The organism is Psychrobacter sp. UBA3068, from assembly GCF_002366815.1.
GTDB lineage: Bacteria > Pseudomonadota > Gammaproteobacteria > Pseudomonadales > Moraxellaceae > Psychrobacter > Psychrobacter namhaensis.
The window spans coordinates 146690-165480 of the sequence record NZ_DFBY01000027.1 but is presented as its reverse complement, the minus strand read 5'-3'; the positions used below and the strand labels follow the sequence as shown (position 1 = coordinate 165480).

The 18791-nt window shown below is 45.0% G+C and carries 21 protein-coding genes and 1 tRNA gene; 10 read left to right on the top strand and 12 right to left on the bottom strand.

Translation table 11 applies throughout. The annotated features are described in order from the left end of the window. Positions 1 to 80 precede the first annotated feature (80 nt). The 4 genes from B2P60_RS07450 to B2P60_RS07435 all read right to left on the bottom strand — a co-directional run bounded on the left by B2P60_RS07450 (position 81) and on the right by B2P60_RS07435 (position 4295). Positions 81 to 377: a hypothetical protein gene (locus tag B2P60_RS07450; protein ID WP_404815009.1), complete on the bottom strand. Its 297-nt coding sequence runs from the start codon at positions 375 to 377 to the stop codon at positions 81 to 83. Between the two features lie 111 nt (positions 378 to 488). Continuing rightward, the gene (gene glyS / locus B2P60_RS07445) at positions 489 to 2582 is read right to left on the bottom strand and encodes a glycine--tRNA ligase subunit beta (RefSeq protein WP_286740319.1); all 2094 of its coding nucleotides are present in this window, start codon (positions 2580 to 2582) and stop codon (positions 489 to 491) included. 9 nt (positions 2583 to 2591) lie between these two features. Next, positions 2592 to 3593: a glycine--tRNA ligase subunit alpha gene (gene glyQ, locus B2P60_RS07440; RefSeq protein ID WP_286740336.1), complete on the bottom strand. Its 1002-nt coding sequence runs from the start codon at positions 3591 to 3593 to the stop codon at positions 2592 to 2594. Positions 3594 to 4082: 489 nt separating this feature from the next. Further along, positions 4083 to 4295 (bottom strand): PspC domain-containing protein, encoded by a 213-nt coding sequence (locus tag B2P60_RS07435; RefSeq protein WP_286740317.1) that lies wholly within the window; start codon positions 4293 to 4295, stop codon positions 4083 to 4085. A gap of 539 nt (positions 4296 to 4834) precedes the next feature. Here B2P60_RS07435 and nadR point away from each other — a divergent pair. From nadR to B2P60_RS07420, 3 genes are all read left to right on the top strand, one after another. Further along, complete coding sequence (gene nadR, locus B2P60_RS07430) at positions 4835 to 5929, top strand: multifunctional transcriptional regulator/nicotinamide-nucleotide adenylyltransferase/ribosylnicotinamide kinase NadR (protein ID WP_286740334.1); 1095 nt, start codon at positions 4835 to 4837, stop codon at positions 5927 to 5929. Positions 5930 to 5991: 62 nt separating this feature from the next. Beyond that, positions 5992 to 6723 carry a nicotinamide riboside transporter PnuC gene (gene pnuC / locus B2P60_RS07425; protein WP_193005305.1) on the top strand — a complete coding sequence of 244 codons (732 nt, stop codon included), beginning with the start codon at positions 5992 to 5994 and terminating at the stop codon, positions 6721 to 6723. Positions 6724 to 6930: 207 nt separating this feature from the next. Next, entirely contained in the window at positions 6931 to 7377 is a 447-nt protein-coding gene (locus B2P60_RS07420) for a DUF962 domain-containing protein (protein WP_193005304.1), read from the top strand. 190 nt (positions 7378 to 7567) lie between these two features. On the opposite strand, the gene B2P60_RS07415 is transcribed toward B2P60_RS07420, so the two are convergent. The 6 genes from B2P60_RS07415 to B2P60_RS07390 all read right to left on the bottom strand — a co-directional run bounded on the left by B2P60_RS07415 (position 7568) and on the right by B2P60_RS07390 (position 12194). Next, positions 7568 to 8179: a nitroreductase family protein gene (locus B2P60_RS07415; RefSeq protein ID WP_193005303.1), complete on the bottom strand. Its 612-nt coding sequence runs from the start codon at positions 8177 to 8179 to the stop codon at positions 7568 to 7570. Between the two features lie 207 nt (positions 8180 to 8386). Continuing rightward, the gene (locus tag B2P60_RS07410) at positions 8387 to 9325 is read right to left on the bottom strand and encodes a pirin family protein (protein WP_286740313.1); all 939 of its coding nucleotides are present in this window, start codon (positions 9323 to 9325) and stop codon (positions 8387 to 8389) included. Positions 9326 to 9489: 164 nt separating this feature from the next. Further along, positions 9490 to 10203: a pirin family protein gene (locus B2P60_RS07405; protein WP_286740311.1), complete on the bottom strand. Its 714-nt coding sequence runs from the start codon at positions 10201 to 10203 to the stop codon at positions 9490 to 9492. 230 nt (positions 10204 to 10433) lie between these two features. Next, positions 10434 to 11240 carry a YoaK family protein gene (locus tag B2P60_RS07400; protein WP_226949405.1) on the bottom strand — a complete coding sequence of 269 codons (807 nt, stop codon included), beginning with the start codon at positions 11238 to 11240 and terminating at the stop codon, positions 10434 to 10436. Then, complete coding sequence (locus tag B2P60_RS07395) at positions 11203 to 11757, bottom strand: NAD(P)H-dependent oxidoreductase (RefSeq protein WP_286740309.1); 555 nt, start codon at positions 11755 to 11757, stop codon at positions 11203 to 11205. The genes B2P60_RS07400 and B2P60_RS07395 overlap by 38 nt, the downstream gene beginning before the upstream one ends. 35 nt (positions 11758 to 11792) lie before the next feature. Further along, positions 11793 to 12194, bottom strand: coding sequence for a DoxX family protein (locus B2P60_RS07390; protein WP_286740307.1), 402 nt, complete (start codon positions 12192 to 12194; stop codon positions 11793 to 11795). Positions 12195 to 12329: 135 nt separating this feature from the next. Between B2P60_RS07390 and B2P60_RS07385 the strand changes: the two genes are divergently transcribed. The 3 genes from B2P60_RS07385 (at position 12330) to B2P60_RS07375 (ending at position 15274) form a co-directional block, all read left to right on the top strand. Beyond that, positions 12330 to 13235, top strand: coding sequence for a LysR family transcriptional regulator (locus B2P60_RS07385; RefSeq protein ID WP_286740305.1), 906 nt, complete (start codon positions 12330 to 12332; stop codon positions 13233 to 13235). 108 nt (positions 13236 to 13343) lie between these two features. After that, positions 13344 to 14471 carry a hypothetical protein gene (locus B2P60_RS07380; protein WP_286740303.1) on the top strand — a complete coding sequence of 376 codons (1128 nt, stop codon included), beginning with the start codon at positions 13344 to 13346 and terminating at the stop codon, positions 14469 to 14471. Continuing rightward, positions 14471 to 15274 (top strand): SDR family NAD(P)-dependent oxidoreductase, encoded by an 804-nt coding sequence (locus B2P60_RS07375; protein ID WP_198333861.1) that lies wholly within the window; start codon positions 14471 to 14473, stop codon positions 15272 to 15274. Before B2P60_RS07380 ends, B2P60_RS07375 begins: the two co-directional genes overlap by 1 nt. 94 nt (positions 15275 to 15368) lie before the next feature. Here the strand turns inward: B2P60_RS07375 and B2P60_RS07370 are convergent. Continuing rightward, a tRNA-Gly gene (locus B2P60_RS07370) sits at positions 15369 to 15443 on the bottom strand. A 431-nt stretch (positions 15444 to 15874) separates the two neighbouring features. Here B2P60_RS07370 and B2P60_RS07365 point away from each other — a divergent pair. The 4 genes from B2P60_RS07365 to B2P60_RS07350 all read left to right on the top strand — a co-directional run bounded on the left by B2P60_RS07365 (position 15875) and on the right by B2P60_RS07350 (position 18223). Then, the gene (locus tag B2P60_RS07365) at positions 15875 to 16687 is read left to right on the top strand and encodes a M48 family metallopeptidase (protein ID WP_193005296.1); all 813 of its coding nucleotides are present in this window, start codon (positions 15875 to 15877) and stop codon (positions 16685 to 16687) included. A gap of 227 nt (positions 16688 to 16914) precedes the next feature. Then, entirely contained in the window at positions 16915 to 17238 is a 324-nt protein-coding gene (locus B2P60_RS07360) for a BolA family protein (protein WP_193005295.1), read from the top strand. Positions 17239 to 17326: 88 nt separating this feature from the next. Next, a complete protein-coding gene (locus B2P60_RS07355; protein ID WP_193005294.1) occupies positions 17327 to 17686 on the top strand; it encodes a SirB2 family protein in 360 nt (119 codons plus the stop codon). Between the two features lie 135 nt (positions 17687 to 17821). Then, on the top strand, positions 17822 to 18223 hold the full coding sequence (locus B2P60_RS07350; protein WP_286740301.1) for a hypothetical protein: 402 nt from the start codon (positions 17822 to 17824) through the stop codon (positions 18221 to 18223). 111 nt (positions 18224 to 18334) lie between these two features. Here the strand turns inward: B2P60_RS07350 and trxC are convergent, their stop codons facing one another. Beyond that, on the bottom strand, positions 18335 to 18772 hold the full coding sequence (gene trxC / locus B2P60_RS07345; RefSeq protein WP_286740300.1) for a thioredoxin TrxC: 438 nt from the start codon (positions 18770 to 18772) through the stop codon (positions 18335 to 18337). Positions 18773 to 18791 lie beyond the last annotated feature (19 nt).

The following is an 18791-nucleotide window of genomic DNA, read 5'->3' as shown; positions in this document are numbered from 1 at the left end:
TTCTTTTTTGTACCTATAGTCAATCCAGCAGAACGGTGACCTTTTTAAAGTGGATCAACTATAAGCGACAAACGATCTACTTACACGTGAGGTTGATAGACCTTGCCTGCATGAAAGTCGGCCTGATGCTCGTAATTGCAAAAGAACAATTCCTTCTTACTGTCAATACCGCTCTCATCCGTTATGGCTAACTCTGGATTGGTCTCGAGTACACCGCGATATTCTGCCAAGCTATTGCCGCAAAAATCACAGGTACGCGGGGTGGTGACATCGCCTTTTTTTGGCATCATGCTTTTGGGTGGACGCGGGTACATAAACTTATAAAATGCCCACATCACCGCCCAAATCATAAGAATGACAATAATAACACCAAACACGGCAGTACTCCTTCGGGTATAAATTAGCGCGGTAAGGGATAAAAAACTGGCCATACAAAGCCAGTTTTTTGTATAACCAATCCATTAAACCAGTGATTGGTTTTCAGCAGATTATAACTGTAACTCACTAATATCAGCCACCGTTAAAAACAAGGCGCGAACCTGCTTTAGCAATGCTAAGCGATTATTCTTCAAAGCATCATCTTCACTATTGACCATCACATTATCAAAGAACTGGGACAATGGCTCATCTAAGCTGGCAAGCGTTTGCAGCACTTGCGTATAGTCCGCTTTTTCGAGTAGCGGAGTCACTGCCGTCTGCGCCTCACGCACGCTGCTGTATAAGCTCTGCTCAGCAGGCTCAGCCAATAGCGCCTCATCAACAGTGTCAGCGACATTCATTTCTGACTTGGCTAATATATTAGCCACGCGCTTGTTGGAGTCGGCCAACATGGAGGCTTGTGACAGTTCACTAAACGCTTGTACCGCACGAATACGCTGGTCAAAATCAAGCGGCATATGCGGATTGATTGCCTGTACCGCTTGAATCGTATCAACGCTAACGCCTTGCTCGGTGTACATCGCACGATAGCGTGAGTTTAAGAATGCCATTACCTGGGTAAAGGTATCACCCATTTTAGCAATCTTACTGCCTTTAGCATCACTGTAGTTTTTAATCGCTTGTTCAACCAGTGCAACCAAGTTAATGGGTAGCTGCTTTTCGATTAAAATACGTAAGATACCGATGGCCGAACGGCGTAAGCTAAACGGGTCTTTTGAACCCGTCGGTGCTTGGTCAATAGCAAAAATACCAACCAGCGTATCCAAACGATCCGCCAACGCCAAACAAATCCCAATCGGTGTCTGCGGTAAGACATCGCCACTGAACTTTGGCAGATATTGCTCTTCTAAGCTGGCCGCAACCGCTTCAGGCTCTCCGTTCAGACGCGCATAATAAGTACCTGCAATTCCTTGCAGTTCAGGGTATTCACCAACGAGTGAGCTTGCCAAATCTGCTTTGGACAATATCGCAGCACGTACTGTCTCATCAACGCTAATCTCACGCCCTTGCTGTTGCATTAAGGTAGCAATAAAGGCGGCAAGCTTGGCGATACGCTCAGATTTCTCCCAGATGGTGCCTAGTTTATCTTGGAACACACGAGTTTTGAGGCTCTCTGTGAGTGCAAATAACGGCTGTTTTTGATCTTGTAAGAAGAAAAATTCGGCATCAGCCAAACGCGGACGCACGACTTTTTCGTTGCCTTCAATGATCTGATTGGGATCTTTGGACTCGATATTGGTAATGAAAATAAAGTAAGGCTGCAACTTGCCTGCTTTATCCGTTAGACAGAAATATTTTTGATCCGCTTGCATGGTAGAAATCAGCGCTTCTTGTGGCACTTGTAAAAAACGTGCTTCAAAGCTTGCCCGTAGCGCAATCGGGAAGTCAACCAATGCGGTGACTTCGTCCAATAAATCTTGCGGTACGATGGCGTCAGAGTTGACTTCATCTGCCAACGCTTTGACTTGGTTTTTGATTAGCATTTGACGCTTATCAAAATCTGCCACGACTTTTAAACTATCGAGCAGCTGCTCATAATCATTCGCATGAGCAATAGTGTGATAGTCAGGGCTGTGGAAACGGTGACCACGGGTTTGCGTGCCCGTCTGGTGTCCTTGGATAGTGGCATCAATGATGGCATCATCCTGCATCAATACCGCCCACTGTACTGGACGCACAAACTCATCTCTTGATGCGCCTGAACGCATACGCTTTGCAATGGGCAAATTATCAAGCGCGGTTTGAAAAATAGCAGGCAGCAGCTCAGTGGTGGCTTGCCCATGAATGGTTTGCTCATAGCCGACATAGTCACCTTTATCGGTGTTTATGGTTGTCAGCTCGCTGGCTTCAATGCCCAAACCTTTGGCAAAACCCATCGCCGCACGTGTTGGATTGCCATCGGCATCAAACGCCGCTTTGATTGCTGGTCCGCGTTTTTGCTCAGTGCGATCAGGCTGCTTGTCGCTAATGCCCTGAATCTGAATCGCTAAACGACGCGGGGCTGCAAAGGCTTTGATGCTATCAAAGCTGATATCCGCGTCCGTTAATTGCTCAGTGACACTTGCTTGTAGCGCATCACGTAACGGCTTTAGGCTTTTTGGAGGTAGCTCTTCACACCCCAGTTCAAATAGAATAGTACTCATGGGATGCTCCTATTTCTTGTTAGTAGATTGGTTATTAGTAGACTGATTGTTGTCAGTCTTTTCTATTTCTAAGTCTTCTGTTGCCACGTCTTCTTTTGGCAAATACTTATCAAGCGCGTCTTGGCGATGCGCTTCATCTGCTAACGGGAAGCCCAGTTTGGCACGTGCTTCGACATACCCAAAAGCGACCTTACGCGCAAGCGTACGTACGCGTAAGATAAAACGCTGACGCTCCGTGACTGAAATAGCACCGCGCGCATCGAGCAAATTAAAGGCGTGGGATGCTTTTAGTACCATCTCATAAGCTGGCAACGGCAGTCCTGCTTCGACCAACTTGTCTGCTTGCTGCTCATAAAAATCAAACATCTCGCCCATCATCGGCACATCAGCGTGCTCAAAGTTATAAGTAGACTGCTCAACTTCGTTTTGGTGGAAAACATCACCATAAGTGACACGGCCAAACTCACCATCTGCCCACACCAAATCATAAACGCTATCGACGCCCTGCACATACATGGCCAAACGCTCAAGACCATAAGTGATCTCACCCGTGACTGGGAAGCACTCGATACCGCCTACTTGCTGGAAGTAGGTAAACTGGGTCACTTCCATACCGTTTAGCCAAATCTCCCAACCAAGCCCCCACGCGCCAAGCGTTGGTGACTCCCAGTTGTCTTCCACAAAACGGACATCATGCACCAACGGATCGATACCGATGGCGCGTAGTGAGTCCAAATACAACTCTTGAATATTGGGCGGATTGGGCTTGAGTACCACTTGAAACTGATAATAGTGCTGTAAACGGTTTGGGTTGTCACCATAGCGACCATCAGTTGGGCGGCGTGACGGCTGTACATAAGCGGCATTCCAACGCTCAGGACCTAATGAACGCAAAAACGTCGCGGTATGAAAAGTACCCGCGCCAACCTCCATATCATAGGGTTGCAACACCACGCAGCCTTTATCGGCCCAATAATTTTGTAGGGTAAGGATTAAATCTTGAAAGGTCATCGGTTGGGGTTCTCTATCTTGTATCATCGGGGTTGTCGCTTCGGATGTCATAGTTTGGGTTTTCATAGTAAAGCCACTGTGGAATGAGTATGATTAAATAAATCTCTGATAGCGCTCGTATGACCTATTTGGCAACGACTCTATTTGCCTGCTCACCTTACTAAAAATTGACTATTTTATCCATATTTACCACAACTAAATTTACATTGTGTGCATAAATACTCAGTTGTATCGCCTATTTGCTCCCAAACGCTAAGGATGCAAACGACCACAGTCACAAATAAAAAAATACCCAAACGCGTTAGCATCTGGGCAGGAGGAAAAGTATATCGCGGGCATCCTGATTGGTCAGGCTTTTTGTTTTTTAAGGAACTTATCTTTTTAAGGACACTGCTTTTTAGAAAAATAATACTTTAAGAGGAACAGTGTTGTTTAAGCTTTATTATCTAAACTTTCTTTCTAAAAGAAATTTTTACTACTGCATCAGTCTTATTGATAAGATTGATTGGTCGCTTTTGGCATCACTACCCATAAAACAATGTAAATTAAGATACCGGGGACGGCAGCACTTAGCGATGAAATAATAATAAATAACAGTCTGACCCAAGTGGGTGACCAGCCTGCATACTCTGCAATTCCGCCCATCACACCTGCAATCATACGATTGTTCTGTGAGCGATGTAACTTTGCTAATTTAGCCAAATCAACTACCTCTCTATCGATTATTTTGTTTATTTTTTCTAGTTTTTTTACTTCATTTTTTGTCTTTAGTTTTTAAACTAAAGCAATCTTCTTAACTTGTGAATAATTATATCAACTATTAAGCATGTATCTGTTGAAAATGTAGGCGTACTTTGTGAGTTTATGCTACTTGAGCTTGCCACATTCTGTCATAAAGCCTCTTAACTTGCTGATTTTAAATAAGTATTTCAAAATGTTTCAGAGTTGGTTTTATTGCTCAAACCTTACCAATTTGCGTTTGGCATTCTGTGATTTGCACATATAATCAAGCACATAAGCGGCATTTGAACTTCATAAAATGAGCGGTGTAAAAAGACGGACGAAAAGTTGACTGTCTAATCTGCGCTAGATTTATAACAAACCACGTCTGTCACTGTTAGAAAAGTAGGGTCTGTAGTTTCTAAAGAAGTCAGCGCACCACTCCCGTTTACAATAACCTACCTGCAAATCCCCAAAAACCTTTATACCATGCTGATAAATCACTTAAGTTTAGATGAGTCATCGTTAAAACTACCCATAATCAGACAAAAAAGGTTAAAACAAGAATGGCTATATACGACACGGGATTGATGATTGGACACTTTGAACCTTTGCATCTGGGGCAGATGCGCAGCATATTGTATGCAGCAGGACAAGCAAAGAAACTACACATCGTTATTATGGCGCATCCATCACCGCATCCAGACTTTGCCATCACCTTACAAGACAAAGCGCGCTGGCTACAAATGGCCTGTGCAGATATGCCATTCATTCACATTCATACCACGCATGAGATTGAGCTGCCGCTCCATGAGCATTTCGCTGATGTCAGTATTGATGTGACTGTGAGTAACGCGAAATTACAACGCTTGGTGGCGGCACTAGAGCTGCCAACACAGACGGTATTATTCGTGGCTGATAACCACCCCCTGACCCAGAGTGCAGTTCAAGATCAGCTACTGCTGCAAGTGGTCACCACCCCGCTGCAGCCTGAGTTTGACTCTTATGCTATAGCTTGCGACCCCGTCGCGCATTGGTCAGCGATTCACCCGCAAGCGCGCGGAAATTATACCAAGACGGTGGCGATCGTCGGCGGTGAAAGCTCAGGCAAAACGACATTGGTACATAAGCTTGCCAATCATTATGGTGCCAGCTTTGCCCTTGAGATGGGTCGCCTGTACGTTGGGACAGACTTGGGCGGCAAAGAGGTTGGGCTTCAGTATAGTGACTATGGTCCCATTTCGCTCAATCATGCGCAAGCGATACGAGATGCGGCAGCGGTGGCAACCGCCCCTGTCACCATCGTTGATACGGATTTTGTCACCACACAGGCATTCTGTGAAGAATATGAAGGGCGCCCTCACCCTTTTGTGGCCGCTTGTATTGATGAGTTTCGCTTAGATCATACGATTATGCTGGATAACAACACGCCGTGGATCGACGACGGCATGCGCTCTTTAGGAACGCCTGAAGCCCGTGGACGGTTTGAGCAGCGGCTGATCGATATTTTTGCCCGTCACCATATCGAGCCATACTTGATTGATAAGCCTGACTATGACGCACGCTATCAGCAAGCATTACTATTTATCGATCAACATATTTACAATAATCATTGAGTCAGCCAGCGCGTTTCAGGCAACACCTTATTAAAATCAGTCATCATGTTAGGAAAAAAACTATGCGTATTCAGCTATTGGACAACATCACCGGGAAATGGGCGATGCAATGGATTGTTATTTGGTTTATTTGCGGCGTCATTGCCTTATCCGCAGGCTTTTGGCTGACCACAGACCATACCATGCTTGATTGGTTTTATTTGGCGGTCTCGTTTATTGGTCTGGTGTGTGTTGTATCGCTGTCTTTTCGCAAAAACGTCATGGGCAATGGCTTCGGTATGGGCGCAACCGCTGGCGAAGTGATTGTGCAAGCGACCTCAGGTGCCGTGGGTTTAATGCTAGCACCACTTTTTAACTTCTTTACCCACGTCTATGGTATTTTTTATTGGTCCAAACATACGGATCCTGATGGCGACATGATACCCAAATCTGCTAGCAAAGCGGTTTGGTTCATTACCGCCGCATTCATTGTCATTGGCCTTGCTCTCTTCCCAACGATAAACGATTTATTAGCGAGCTACGGTTATGCGGTGGTAGAGGACGACAACAGTCAGTTCTTAGGGTTTATTTCCTTTTTTTGGATCAATGTGATCGCTTTTGTGCTTTCCATTACTGCCCAAGCCGCGATGATTTTGCGCTACTCATTTAACTGGTGGCTATGGATTATCGTCAATTTTGTCTGGCTTATCGTTAACCTGATGTCAGGCAATTTTATCTTTGCCATTCAAACCATGGTGTATCAAGTCAATGCGTTTGTTGGTCTTTATGAATGGTATCGCAGCGAGCAAGGCTAATCGCTTTATATCGTCAGCTAGCTTTTTAATATACGAGTGATTTTGACCACCATCGCGGATGGTACGGCCGATTTTGACTGAGCCGTCTATCAGATAATCTGGTAGATTGGCGCCATTAGTGCTACAACTGACTCTAAGAGCTATATTAATACCCAGATTGATAATAAATGTCAGTCTATGGTTTCAACTACTAACAAGGAGGTTAGTATGTCTTATCATCGTCAAAAACGAATGTCTAAACGCACACTGGAGCAATGGCTCAGTGAGTATTCTGTCAGTCACCAAAACCTGATTAACAAAAAAATCCATTGGTTATGTGTCCCGACTATTTTTGTCAGTTTGCTTGGCATGGGTATGTCGCTATCAGTCTGGTTTACCTTGGTACTTAGCGCCTTGGTATTGTTGTTTTACATGCGTCTATCCACGCCACTGTTTTTGGCGATGGGCATGTTTATTCTCATTTGTCTGTCAGTGATGGCGGCGTTACCATGGGGCTTTAAAATCTGGGCAGGTATTTTTATTGTCGCTTGGATTGGGCAGTTTATTGGTCATAAAATCGAAGGGAAAAAACCATCATTTTTTGAGGACTTACAGTTCTTATTGATTGGTCCAGCGTGGGTCGCCAACAGTCTGATGCGCCGCAAGCCGAATTAAGGCGGGTTATGGTTTTAGGCCCCAAGAAAATCAATGCGTTGTTAGATTAAACCTTTCCTTATTTAGACGCTTTTAGATAGAAAAAGCGCGGCCCAACCTTTCGTTGAGCCGCGCTTTTTTACTTTCTTCTTTTGTATATCAACCACACCCATATTCTAAGAAGTTGTTTAGCGTGGGCCCATCATTTGAACTATGCACCAAACACTTTTAGGCGCTCATCGACTGGCTTAAATTCTTTATCACCGGCTGGCTGTTCAATAGCGCCAAACACCATTTGGGCTTTGAGCTCCCAGTCTGCATCAATGTTCCAAGCGTGAGCCACTCTTTCATCAATGATAGGATTATAATGCTGTAAATTTGCCCCAACATTGATACTGGCGAGCGCCGTCCAAATGACGTACTGATGCATGGCATTGGTTTGGGTTGACCACACTGGGAAGTTTTCCGCATATAAAGGCGCCGCTTCTTGCATGCCTCTAACGACCGCTTGATCTTCAAAGAATAGCACGGTACCAGCACCCGCTCTAAAACCAGCAACTTTATCTTTGGTAGATTTGAACGCCTCTTCGTCACCAACGATGACACGCAACGTCTCTTCGGTCATATCCCACAGTTTTTTATGGTCATCACCAAACAGTACCACGATACGCGTTGACTGTGAGTTAAACGATGAAGGCGTATGCAAGATAGCATGCTCAACCAGCTGAACAATTTCGTCATTAGCGACTGGCAACTGATCGCTTAGCGCATAGATAGAACGACGTTTCTCTGCTAACTGCTGTAGTGTTTGTAAATCTGACATAGTGCTTCTCCACATTATTGTATAAGTTATTCAAATCTAGTTGAGATTCTTTGCCAACCCCTATGGTTAACAAATGAGTGTAAAACAGGATGGTTAATTTGCGCCATTATGGAAATAATTCAAACAAAACCCTAGTTCATTTTTGTAAATAAACTTAACTATATATAATTTTCTGAAAGATAATTTAATAAGTAACCGCTGGTTAGGTTAGCCTTTAAAGCCTGAAGGCAGTTTTGGGGCAGGCAGACGCTCCAGATTTGAGTCAACCTCACCAAAACGCTCATGACCATTGTTCCAGTCGCTGATGGACTGTTCGATTTCTTGTTTATTGTCTGCGACAAAGTTCCACCACAGCAGCACTTGGTTATTCAAAGGCTCACCGCCGATGAACATGATCCGTGTGCCTTTTTTTGCAACCAGCTTGATATAATGGCGGCCAGCAATATCCGCATCATGGAAGCGAAACAATTGATCTTTTTCGCAGATATTGCCCTCAGACTCGATCTGCCCTTCTGTCACCAAGATACCATACTCAAAGCCTGACTCTAAATGAAGCGTAACCTCTCCATCTTCTAAGAAATTCACATCGATACCGACCATTTTTGAGTATTGTATGGTCGGCGCATCATAACGCTCGCCTGATACACTGACATAACTCCCTGTCGTGAGAACCATTTCAGCGTTTTGCTCGCGCCAAGTGGGTAGCGCTGGATAATGATGAAAGCTCCGCTCAATTTTCTGATCGGTCGGTAGTGCAATCCACAGCTGTACCATACTCAGGCCATAAGCTGCATCTGGTGAGCCGCCAGTATCTGGAAAGACGCTTTGTTCCGTATGACTGATACCTTGCGTCAGACCCGTACCTGCTGTCATGACATTGACTTGGTTTTGGGTGATGACTTGTTCATTCCCCAAGCTGTCTTTGTGTAGCACTTCGCCCTCTAACATCCAACTAAAGGTTTGCAAATTGGTGTGCGGATGACGGCCAACTTGCATGCCTGCCTCATCTTCAGCAAATTCAACTGGGCCAGCATGGTCCAAAAAACACCAAGCACCAATCGGTTGATGGCCTTTATTGGGTAACAATCGAGCGATTGGAATACCACCAACCTCTGCCAACCTTGGCTTTAGGGTTTTAATGGTCATTATGCACCTCTTATTATCAGCGACTGCTTAGCGTATGATGTCACTAACACACATTAAGCTTAATAAATTACTCAGCGAGCACTCCCACACAGGGAGCTGGGCACGGCTGATGGACAATAGAAATGAATTTGTTAACACCCATATAAAGCCTTAATGAAAGGCATTTAAAGAGTGATAGGCACCTCCATGACCAGTACCTTCGCATCTTCCTCTGTCACCATCGTAAAATCGCTCGTATCCCAAATGCCTAGGCCATCACGAGTGTCCAAAGTGTGACCGTTTACGACGACTTTACCGCGAATCACAAAAATATAAACACCGTTGTTAGGATCTTTTAACTGATAAGTTGGCGTCACCCCTTTGTCAAAATCACCCATGCTAAACCAAGCATCTTGATGAATCCACACGCTAGCATCGTCAACGTTTGGTGACAGTACTTGATTAAACTCATTCGGTTGCATGATGTCATCCATGCGCACTTGCTGATAGCGAGGCGTCACGTTCATGACATTAGGGATGACCCAAATCTGTAAAAACCTCACAGGCTCATTAGCATCACCATTCATTTCGCTATGCGTAATGCCTGTCCCCGCTGACATGACTTGGATCTCACCTGTCTCAATCACCCCTTCATTACCGATGTTATCACCATGACTGAGCTTACCTGACAAGGGAATACTGATGATTTCCATATCACGGTGTGAATGCTTGCCAAAGCCTTGACCACCGATCACAAAATCATCGTTGATGACACGTAATGCGCCAAAACCCATACGTTCAGGGTTGTGGTAGTTAGCAAAACTAAAGGTGTGCTTACTTTTGAGCCAACCATGGTTGGCATCGCCACGCGAGTCTGCGGCATGATAGATTGCGTTCATGGTATATCCTTATTTATCATATTTTAAACTTATGTAAGGTTTTATTTATTAGCATACTTGAACAATGAGTCTATTATAATTATTGTGTATAAATCGATAAACTCAGTTTTTTGCAAATAACTATTCTTATTTATAGAACAATAATGTCCCTTTCTAAGTAAATACTGCTTAGTACGTAAATACCGCTTAGCAAGTCCTAAAATTTTAGCGATGGCTAGTGGTGCATCTTTTTAACCAATATCGCGTAAAAATGCTTTATCACGTGCTAAAACCGCCAAATACAAGACAGGCAGTACAAATAACCCAACCGCCCAAAAGCTCAGCTTGAGATATAAAAGCGCCCCGACTAGTGCTCCGACCAAAAAGCTAAAAACCAACGTTGCGCTATGACCCAGTTTTTTGGCATTTTCGGTGGTGCGATTGTTCACATAGTCAGTCAAATTGATACCCAACTGCGTGGTGTTGCCCGTCATCAGCACGGTCGGGCTCATGTGTTTGATCAGTGTCTTACTTGCCGTATTACGTATCGCAAGGGCAATCAAACCCAGCCCGCCCGTTATCGCCACTGTGATGTCACTCGCGTCCACAAAGGGCTGATAGTACAAGCCTGCGACCATAAAGGCCGCTAAGAATAACGCTTCGGCGAAGAATAAGTGACTCAATATCACTGTCTGTTTTTTGCTCTTATCGATGAAAGTCTTGGTCACCATCACTGTCAACACAAATAGTGGCAAAGCAGCCAGTTTAATCCATAGGCCACTCTCACCTTTGACCAACCCACTCCCTGCCATCACTAAGTTGCCCGTGACATGGGCGGTAAAAAACCCAAACAAGGCGATAAAACCGATGGTATCAATCGCCCCGCCTACTATGGTCAATAACACAGGCGCTCGGTTGCGCTGCCAAAAGCTTGGCGGTGGCAACTGGTCATTACCGTGAGCACCATCCTGACCAGTATTAGTGCTACTGGTGCAATTATGAGTTTGGTCAGAGATAGCGTTAGGCATCTGTACCTGCTGCAAAAGCAACCAATTCATCAATGAATTTTTGCAGGTAGTTCTGGGTTCGCTCTGTGACGCGACCGTCTTCATGTAAACTGTCAGTCGCTTGGCTAAGATACACTTCAGGACTAATCATCATTTGTGCTGAGAGCATCTGCATACTTTTGCGTACATCAAGCCCACTATTGATGCCGCCATAGTTGCTTGGCGATGCGGTTACCAACGCGACTTTTTTATGCCTCCAGACACTTTCTTTATATGGACGGGAGGCAATATCTATCACGTTCTTTAGAGCCGCTGGCATAGTACGGTTATGCTCTGGCGTGACAATCAAAACTGCATCAGCCGCTGTTAACTGCTGACGGACTCGCTCGTAGCTGTCTATCGTTGTATCGTCATAGTCTTGATTATAAAGTGGCAAATCTGCAATACGCACCTCTTCAACTGTGACGTTTTCGGGCATTTGCGACACGATGTATTGTGCAAACTTGCGATTGATTGACGCTTTTCGCAAGCTACCGATTATTAGGGCAATCTTTATGGATGCGCTCATAGTGACTCCTTATTAATAATAACCAAAGATATTTACTATACTGAGCTTTTGCGAGTATGACTATTATCAATCGAGTAAGCACCTGGACCGTGAGCAAAAATCATCAAAAACCCACCTGCTATTGCGATGTTTTTCATAAAGGGGTTCATTTGTGACGCATCAAGCCAAAACTGATGGAAGATGAACGCTGAGACAGTATTAAATCCAACAAACAACGCAGCAATCAAGCGCGCCCTAAACCCAAGCAAAATAGCAATACCGCCAAACAGCTCAAGCGCGATGACTAACGGCAATAGCATACCTGGCACACCCATTGACTCCATATAGCCTTGAGTGGCCGCATATCCTATGATTTTGTTGACACCTGAAAAAACAAAAATCATTGATAAAAGCAAACGACCAATGGGGGCACTAAGCTGTTGTAATTTGTCCATCATGATTATCCAATAAATGTGTGTAAATACGTTTTGTACCAAAGAATGGCACCAGTATAAATGTTGACCATAAACGGATAAACAGCAATAATAACAAATGTCAGTTCTTGATTTTAGAACAATTATGAGGCGATAAAAATGGGACAGTTAGAAGATATGGCGATGTTTGTACGTATCGTCGAAGCAGGGAGCATTACCAAAGCAGCTGAGCAGCTAAATATTGCCAAGTCAGCCGTGAGCCGCCGTCTCAAAGAGTTAGAGACACGTTTGGGCAGCCAGCTTATTAGCCGAACCACACGCCAATCGCACTTGACCCAGACAGGTGCGCAGTATTATCAACAAGTAAACAGTATCTTAAGTGCCGTTGATGCCCTCAACGAGCAAACCAGTGGCGCACCCACACGCATTGAGGGCACGCTAAAGATGACAGCCCCTTTGTCATTTGGCCTTATGCATCTGAATGATGTGATTGATGAGTATGCCAGCCAGCATCCTAACCTCAACTTTGAGTTAGATTTTTCCGATCGGCGTATCGATTTGATTGAAGAAGGCTATGAGCTGGCGATTCGAATTGGAGAGCTGCGAGATTCTAGTTATCAAGCAAAAAAGCTGGCATTGATTCGTTGTGTCATTTGCGCCAGTCCTGACTATCTAGCAAGGATGGGCACGCCTGAGACGCTAGAAGATTTAGAAGATCATGAGCTTTTGCAATATAGTCTCGGTCAAACCAATAGTATAGATCTGGTGGATGCTGAAGGCAAAAAGCATCATCATACAATCGATGCTAAAATCAAAGCCACCAATGGTGAGTTCTTAGTGGATCTGGCGGTCAAGGGTCATGGTATTACCTTTATCCCAACCTTTATCGCTTACCAAAGATTGGCACGTGGCGAGCTGGTGCCCACTCTTCAGCAGTATCAGCTACCCACGCTCAACGCCTATGCTGTTTACCCGAAAAACCGATTTTTATCGCAGCGTTGTCGTTATCTGATTGACTTTATTGCCGAGCGTTTCGGTAATGATCCCTACTGGGATGATTTCTGATAAGCCTGTTTGCGCAAACTTAACCGTATTCTAAAAACGCTACCAAGGCCAAAACAATGTTGCTACTATAATCTGCAGAGATATCCATCAGTCATAAGGAGATGCAATATGGATTTATCATCGTTAGGCATGAAAGCCATCCGCGAATTCGATCATGTTCGCGCAAGCCCATTGCCTCAAGAGCGTCTAAAAGCGGCGCGCAGACAAGCAGTCGTATTTAGAGAGCGCTTTATGGAGGAAGCGCCTGTGCTGTTTTATCAAAGCGCTGACATGGTCAGAGTGCCCTATCCCACGTGGTATGCCTATAGCGGTGTCTATACCCAAAGCACCTATAAGTTCCCCTACCTACATATCCTAAACCGTATTTTTATCATTCAATATTATGATTTTTTGGGTGAAGTAAAGACCCTGCTGTTTTCTCCTTCTGATATCGAGGCCGATCGAGAAACGCCCTTTTTTAAGCAATTAACAGAAAAAATGCCAAATTGGTCACCACTTGAAAAGGTGGTGGCGCCTATCATCCGTGATGTGGCTGGCGCTTTAGCTGAGATCGGTTTAGCCCCAGAAGATGTTGATTATATTAGCTACGATCACTTGCACACCCAAGACATCCGCCGATGGCTAGGCACTACCAACACTGATGGCTCAACCGACAGAGCTGCCTATTTCCCTAACGCTCGGCTATTGATACATGAGCAAGAATGGCAGAGCACCACTGCGCTGCTGCCCGTCCAAGCGGAGTGGTATTGCCCTAACGGCATCGAGGGCGTGGATCCTAACAAAGTGATTACATTTACTAGCAGTATTCAATTAGGCGAAGGCTTGGCGCTGGTGCATACCCCCGGACATACCGAGGGCAATCACTCTCTAGTCGCGCGCGTGCCAGATGGCATCCGGGTCACTTCAGAAAATGGTGTCGGCGCTGATGCTTATGCGCCAATGAACTCAAACGTTAATGCCATTCGCCGCTACGCCAAAAACACAGGGATGGAGGTCATTCTAAACGGTAATACCCTCGAAGGCAGTAACGACCAATATATCTCGATGGTCGTCGAAAAGACCATTGCTGGGCCCTCTAGCAATCAGGATTTTCCCAACTGTGCCCCAAGTAGTGAAGCCACGCCCTACTGGCTTATTCCTGGTCATAAAGTCAGTCATTTAATGGGCGAGACAACCTTTGGAACGTTACAAAAGCGCTCCTTACCAACCGACCGAATGCAGAAGGATGCTGTCTGATGGGATATTTTACGGATAAAAATATTTATATCACTGGCGCGGCTTCTGGCATCGGCTTCGAAACGGCCAAACAGCTGATCCATCAAGGCGCAAACTTGGTGTTGTTTGATGTGCAACCGCTTGATGCAGCTTTAGCCATACTCAAGGGATTGAATAAATATAACACCTCGATTGCCACTTATGCGTTGGATGTGACGGATGCCGATACGACAGCCAAGCAAATCGCAGCGGCGGCTGAGCGACTGTCACCAGATATTTTAATGCACTTTGTGGGCGTGACAGGGCCTTGGGCCTTTGATGAGATGACTCAAGCGCAGTTTGAGCGTGTGATGAATATCAATGTGTTTGGTACGCGCAACGTACTGGCTGCCGTACGTCCGTTTTTATCACGGGGTGATCAAGTCATGGTCACCGCTTCCATGTCATCCTTCACTGGCAGCTACGGTTATAGCTCGTACAGTGCATCGAAATTTGCTGTTTGGGGCATGATGCAGTCAATAAGCTTTGAATGGAAGCCACTCGGTATCGACATCACCGTCTTCGCGCCACCGCCGATAGATACCCCGCTTACCCAATCTGAAGTTGGCGTGATGGCGCAAGCTGGTATCGGTATGAAAAAACTCGCCGGTGAACTAAAGATTGAAGCGGCGGTCAGATCTATGTTGAAAGGCGTAGAGAACCGAGAGTTTTTAGTGGTGCCAGGGGTCATGGCCAATTTGATTAGACTACAGTTGCGCTTTTTTCCCGTTAGCTGGGTCAACTGGATAGGCAACAAAACTGTGGCATGGTCGATGAGAAGTTAATTATATTATCCTTAATCATCAGCCTAGCTCAAATTTTACCCATAAAAAAAGCCTCACTATAAAGTGAGGCTTTTGCGCTTTTTCAAGCCATATTTGGAGCGGGAAAAGAGATTCGAACTCTCGACCCCAACCTTGGCAAGGTTATGCTCTACCACTGAGCTATTCCCGCTTAATATCAATGCGTAGCGTTGTTAACAACTACTCCGTCTCGATAGGCTGGCTATTTTAGCAAATATTTTGAGGGTGTCAACACTTTTTTTAAAATTAATTCGGAGTAATGTGATTTTAATTGCCATTTTATACGAGTATCCAGCATAAGTTATTGATTTAATAATATATATTACCGACAAATAATTTCACTATTATTTCACTTCTCATCTGTGACTTACAATCCTATGCTGCGTTGTTACTATTCCTGCATTGGTTTTGACTTGTTAACATTATTATACTTATGGCTAATGGCTGTTGAGGTAAAATTTTATTGTTTCGGTAGATTGGTAAAAGCAGGTAGAACATCAATAAAAGGCTGCCTTTTCGTCTACTGCTCATCTCACCTTTTTGTCTCACTTATTTTTAATATTTATAGCGAGGATGTTTAGCATGAAAAAATTACTGACCACCACTGTGATGGCCGCCTCATTGTCGGCACTGACTTTGACGGGTTGTTCGAGCACAACTAGTACTGGCGCCGTTGGCGTTGATCGCCAGCAGCTCCTTTTGGTCTCAAGCGAGCAAGTGTTGCAGTTATCAGCGCAAAGCTATGCTAAAACCATGCAAGAAGCAAAAGCACGCGGCGTGCTGGACACCAACCAAGCGCAGCTTAATCGCTTAAAAAACATCGCTAATCGCTTAGTGGGTCAAGTTGGCGTCTATCGCCCAGATGCCGCAAAATGGCCATGGGAAGTGCATACGATTAAATCTAATGAGTTGAATGCTTTTGTTATGCCAGGTGGTAAGATCATGTTTTACTCAGGTATCATTGACCGCCTAAATCTCACGGATGATGAGATTGCAGCGATTATGGGTCATGAAATGTCGCACGCCCTCCGTGAGCACTCACGTGAGCGCCTATCACGACAGTACGCCACACAGACCGGCATCGGTGTTGCTGCCAGCATCTTTGGCCTATCACAAGGACAGGCTGAGCTAGCGAACGTCGCAGGTGACTTGGGTTTGAGCCGTCCGCACAGCCGCACACAAGAAGCTGAAGCCGATCAAATTGGTTTGGAGTTAATGGCACGCGCAGGCTACAACCCACAAGCCGCGATTACCTTGTGGCAAAAAATGCAGCGCGCCAGCCAAGGCGAGCCGCCACAATTCCTAAGCACTCACCCAACCAGCAGCAATCGTATTGCGCAGCTACAAGCATTGATGCCCAAAGTCATGCCACTGTATCAAAAGGCGCGTCGTTAATCAGGATGGTTAGACGTTGTATTTTTAGTCAGCACGCCTAACTTATAAAAGCAGAGTCCACACTATTAAGCTGTACTCTGCTTTTTTACTGTTGAACCACCCGCTTATCTTAGCAACACATCTCGTTTAATAGCATGCCATACCACTCACAGCCTCTGCTATAATAAACAGCATTTGTCATCGCAGATTGCTAAGTATTATTAAGTCACGTACATTCAAGGATTGTTATGAGTAACACACCTACCGCCGATGCGCTTGTCGCTGAGCTACAGGCTTTGCAACCGCAACATCTAGAACTGGTCAATGAGTCAATGAATCATGCTGGCTATTTTGAAGGCAAAGAAAGTCACTTTAAATTGACTATTGTCAGTGACGCCTTTGAAGGCAAAAGATTGGTCGCTCGTCACCAGTTAGTCTATGCACAGGTCAACTCGCTCCTAACTTCCCAAGGTGGGCAAGTACATGCTTTGGCTATCCATGCCTACACCCCAACAGAATGGCAAGGTCAAAGCCCTGATAGCCCGTTATGTGCTGGACAAAACAAAGTTTAGAAGAGTCATTTGTCCCAACCTTTTTTATACAATGATGAGATGCTATAAACACGCTTGAAAACTGCATTTTTAGAGGACGCAATATTTAATGAAACATTTACATATGCTAATGGCGGTACTAATCATTGTGCTGTTTTTGTACCAAAGCTACTTGGTGTTAAGTACAAATAGACAAGCGCCACGTGCGGTCAAAATAGCCACTCACATAATTTATGCGCTAATTATCGTATCAGGGGCCGTCATGCTCATGCAGCTGATGAGCGCAAGCGCCCCTGTACAGTGGGTATTTGCCAAAATCATCTTATTAGTGGCAGCCATTAGTGCGAGTATAAAAGCCTTTAATAATCAGGCGACGCTTGGACAAAGAAAAACAGGTATTCTCATTGCCGCTGTGGCGTATGTTGGTATCGTCATACTCGCGATCACCAAACCTGCAAATTTATTTTGATAAATATGTCGTATTAGAACGGCAAAAATCGTCAACATGTTAGGATTAAAAATCTTGAATAATCAATATCTTAAACCCGTGATTTTTGCTATCTTAAATACTTACCATACAGTAACTTAGCCTAATGGAGCCACTATGAAAACTCTTACTACAGCGTCACTACTGGTAACAGCGGGCATTTTCGGTCTCTCAGGCTGTGCCTCTACTGGCACTGTCACACCGCAGTATGTACCGCCCAGCACTTATCAAAACTATGATTGCCAAGCACTCAGCCAAGAATACGCCCGTGTCAATCGCTATGTGGCAGCGGCGCGCAATGAGCAATCAACCTTATCCGCCTCAGGGGTCGGGGTTGGGGTGTCTGCAGGACGCTGGGGGATCTCACCTAACATCAGTTTTGGTGTGGGTAAGAGCAACGATACCAAAGCTCGCGATGCAAAATTATCGCGCCTGTATGGCGAGCGTGACGCCATTGTCCAATCTGCCCGTATTCAGCGCTGTAGCTTTGCAAACGGTGTCAAAATTTATGGTGAGTAGTACGCAATAAATCAATAAGCCATATCGACAGTTTCAAAGTAGTATTAACGAAAAAAAGCCAATACGCGCTAAGCATGTTGGCTTTTTTGATTCATGATTACAGTCTAACGGTTATGATTGCAGGCTTTGTACCCACTGAACAATTTGGTCACTAGGTAGGGCGCCTGACTGCCGGGCGATTTCTTTACCGTTTCTAAACGCCACCATGGTTGGCAAACTACGAATATTATAAGGGGCTGCCGCCTGCTCATACTTATCTGTTTGTATCTTCGCAAAAACCACTTGCGGCAACTGACTGGCAGCCGCTTTGAACTCTGGTGCCATCATAAGACATGGTTGACACCAACTCGCCCAAAAATCAACGACAGTCAGCACGTCATTTTTTTGAATGACTTTATTGAGCGTTTGTGCGTTTAACTCGTGAGGACTGCCAGTTAATAACGGCTGGCTACATTTACCACAATTTGGTGCCGCATTTATTTTTGCTGCGGGAACGCGGTTGGTCGCTTGGCAATGTGGGCATACTAGATGAAAACTTTGCTCGCTCATAATTTGATTCCTATTTTAA

What these genes read in the sequence shown, in the direction of transcription:
- trxC (WP_286740300.1), bottom strand. Translation starts at nt 18,772, where the DNA reads ATGAGCGAGCAAAGTTTTCATCTAGTATGCCCACATTGCCAAGCGACC.
- glyQ (WP_286740336.1), bottom strand. Translation starts at nt 3,593, where the DNA reads ATGACCTTTCAAGATTTAATCCTTACCCTACAAAATTATTGGGCCGAT.
- B2P60_RS07410 (WP_286740313.1), bottom strand. Translation starts at nt 9,325, where the DNA reads ATGACCATTAAAACCCTAAAGCCAAGGTTGGCAGAGGTTGGTGGTATT.
- B2P60_RS07350 (WP_286740301.1), top strand. Translation starts at nt 17,822, where the DNA reads ATGAAAACTCTTACTACAGCGTCACTACTGGTAACAGCGGGCATTTTC.
- B2P60_RS07375 (WP_198333861.1), top strand. Translation starts at nt 14,471, where the DNA reads ATGGGATATTTTACGGATAAAAATATTTATATCACTGGCGCGGCTTCT.
- B2P60_RS07405 (WP_286740311.1), bottom strand. Translation starts at nt 10,203, where the DNA reads ATGAACGCAATCTATCATGCCGCAGACTCGCGTGGCGATGCCAACCAT.
- pnuC (WP_193005305.1), top strand. Translation starts at nt 5,992, where the DNA reads ATGCGTATTCAGCTATTGGACAACATCACCGGGAAATGGGCGATGCAA.
- B2P60_RS07420 (WP_193005304.1), top strand. Translation starts at nt 6,931, where the DNA reads ATGTCTTATCATCGTCAAAAACGAATGTCTAAACGCACACTGGAGCAA.
- B2P60_RS07415 (WP_193005303.1), bottom strand. Translation starts at nt 8,179, where the DNA reads ATGTCAGATTTACAAACACTACAGCAGTTAGCAGAGAAACGTCGTTCT.
- B2P60_RS07380 (WP_286740303.1), top strand. Translation starts at nt 13,344, where the DNA reads ATGGATTTATCATCGTTAGGCATGAAAGCCATCCGCGAATTCGATCAT.
- B2P60_RS07360 (WP_193005295.1), top strand. Translation starts at nt 16,915, where the DNA reads ATGAGTAACACACCTACCGCCGATGCGCTTGTCGCTGAGCTACAGGCT.
- B2P60_RS07365 (WP_193005296.1), top strand. Translation starts at nt 15,875, where the DNA reads ATGAAAAAATTACTGACCACCACTGTGATGGCCGCCTCATTGTCGGCA.
- B2P60_RS07355 (WP_193005294.1), top strand. Translation starts at nt 17,327, where the DNA reads ATGAAACATTTACATATGCTAATGGCGGTACTAATCATTGTGCTGTTT.
- B2P60_RS07400 (WP_226949405.1), bottom strand. Translation starts at nt 11,240, where the DNA reads ATGAATTGGTTGCTTTTGCAGCAGGTACAGATGCCTAACGCTATCTCT.
- B2P60_RS07395 (WP_286740309.1), bottom strand. Translation starts at nt 11,757, where the DNA reads ATGAGCGCATCCATAAAGATTGCCCTAATAATCGGTAGCTTGCGAAAA.
- glyS (WP_286740319.1), bottom strand. Translation starts at nt 2,582, where the DNA reads ATGAGTACTATTCTATTTGAACTGGGGTGTGAAGAGCTACCTCCAAAA.
- B2P60_RS07385 (WP_286740305.1), top strand. Translation starts at nt 12,330, where the DNA reads ATGGGACAGTTAGAAGATATGGCGATGTTTGTACGTATCGTCGAAGCA.
- B2P60_RS07390 (WP_286740307.1), bottom strand. Translation starts at nt 12,194, where the DNA reads ATGATGGACAAATTACAACAGCTTAGTGCCCCCATTGGTCGTTTGCTT.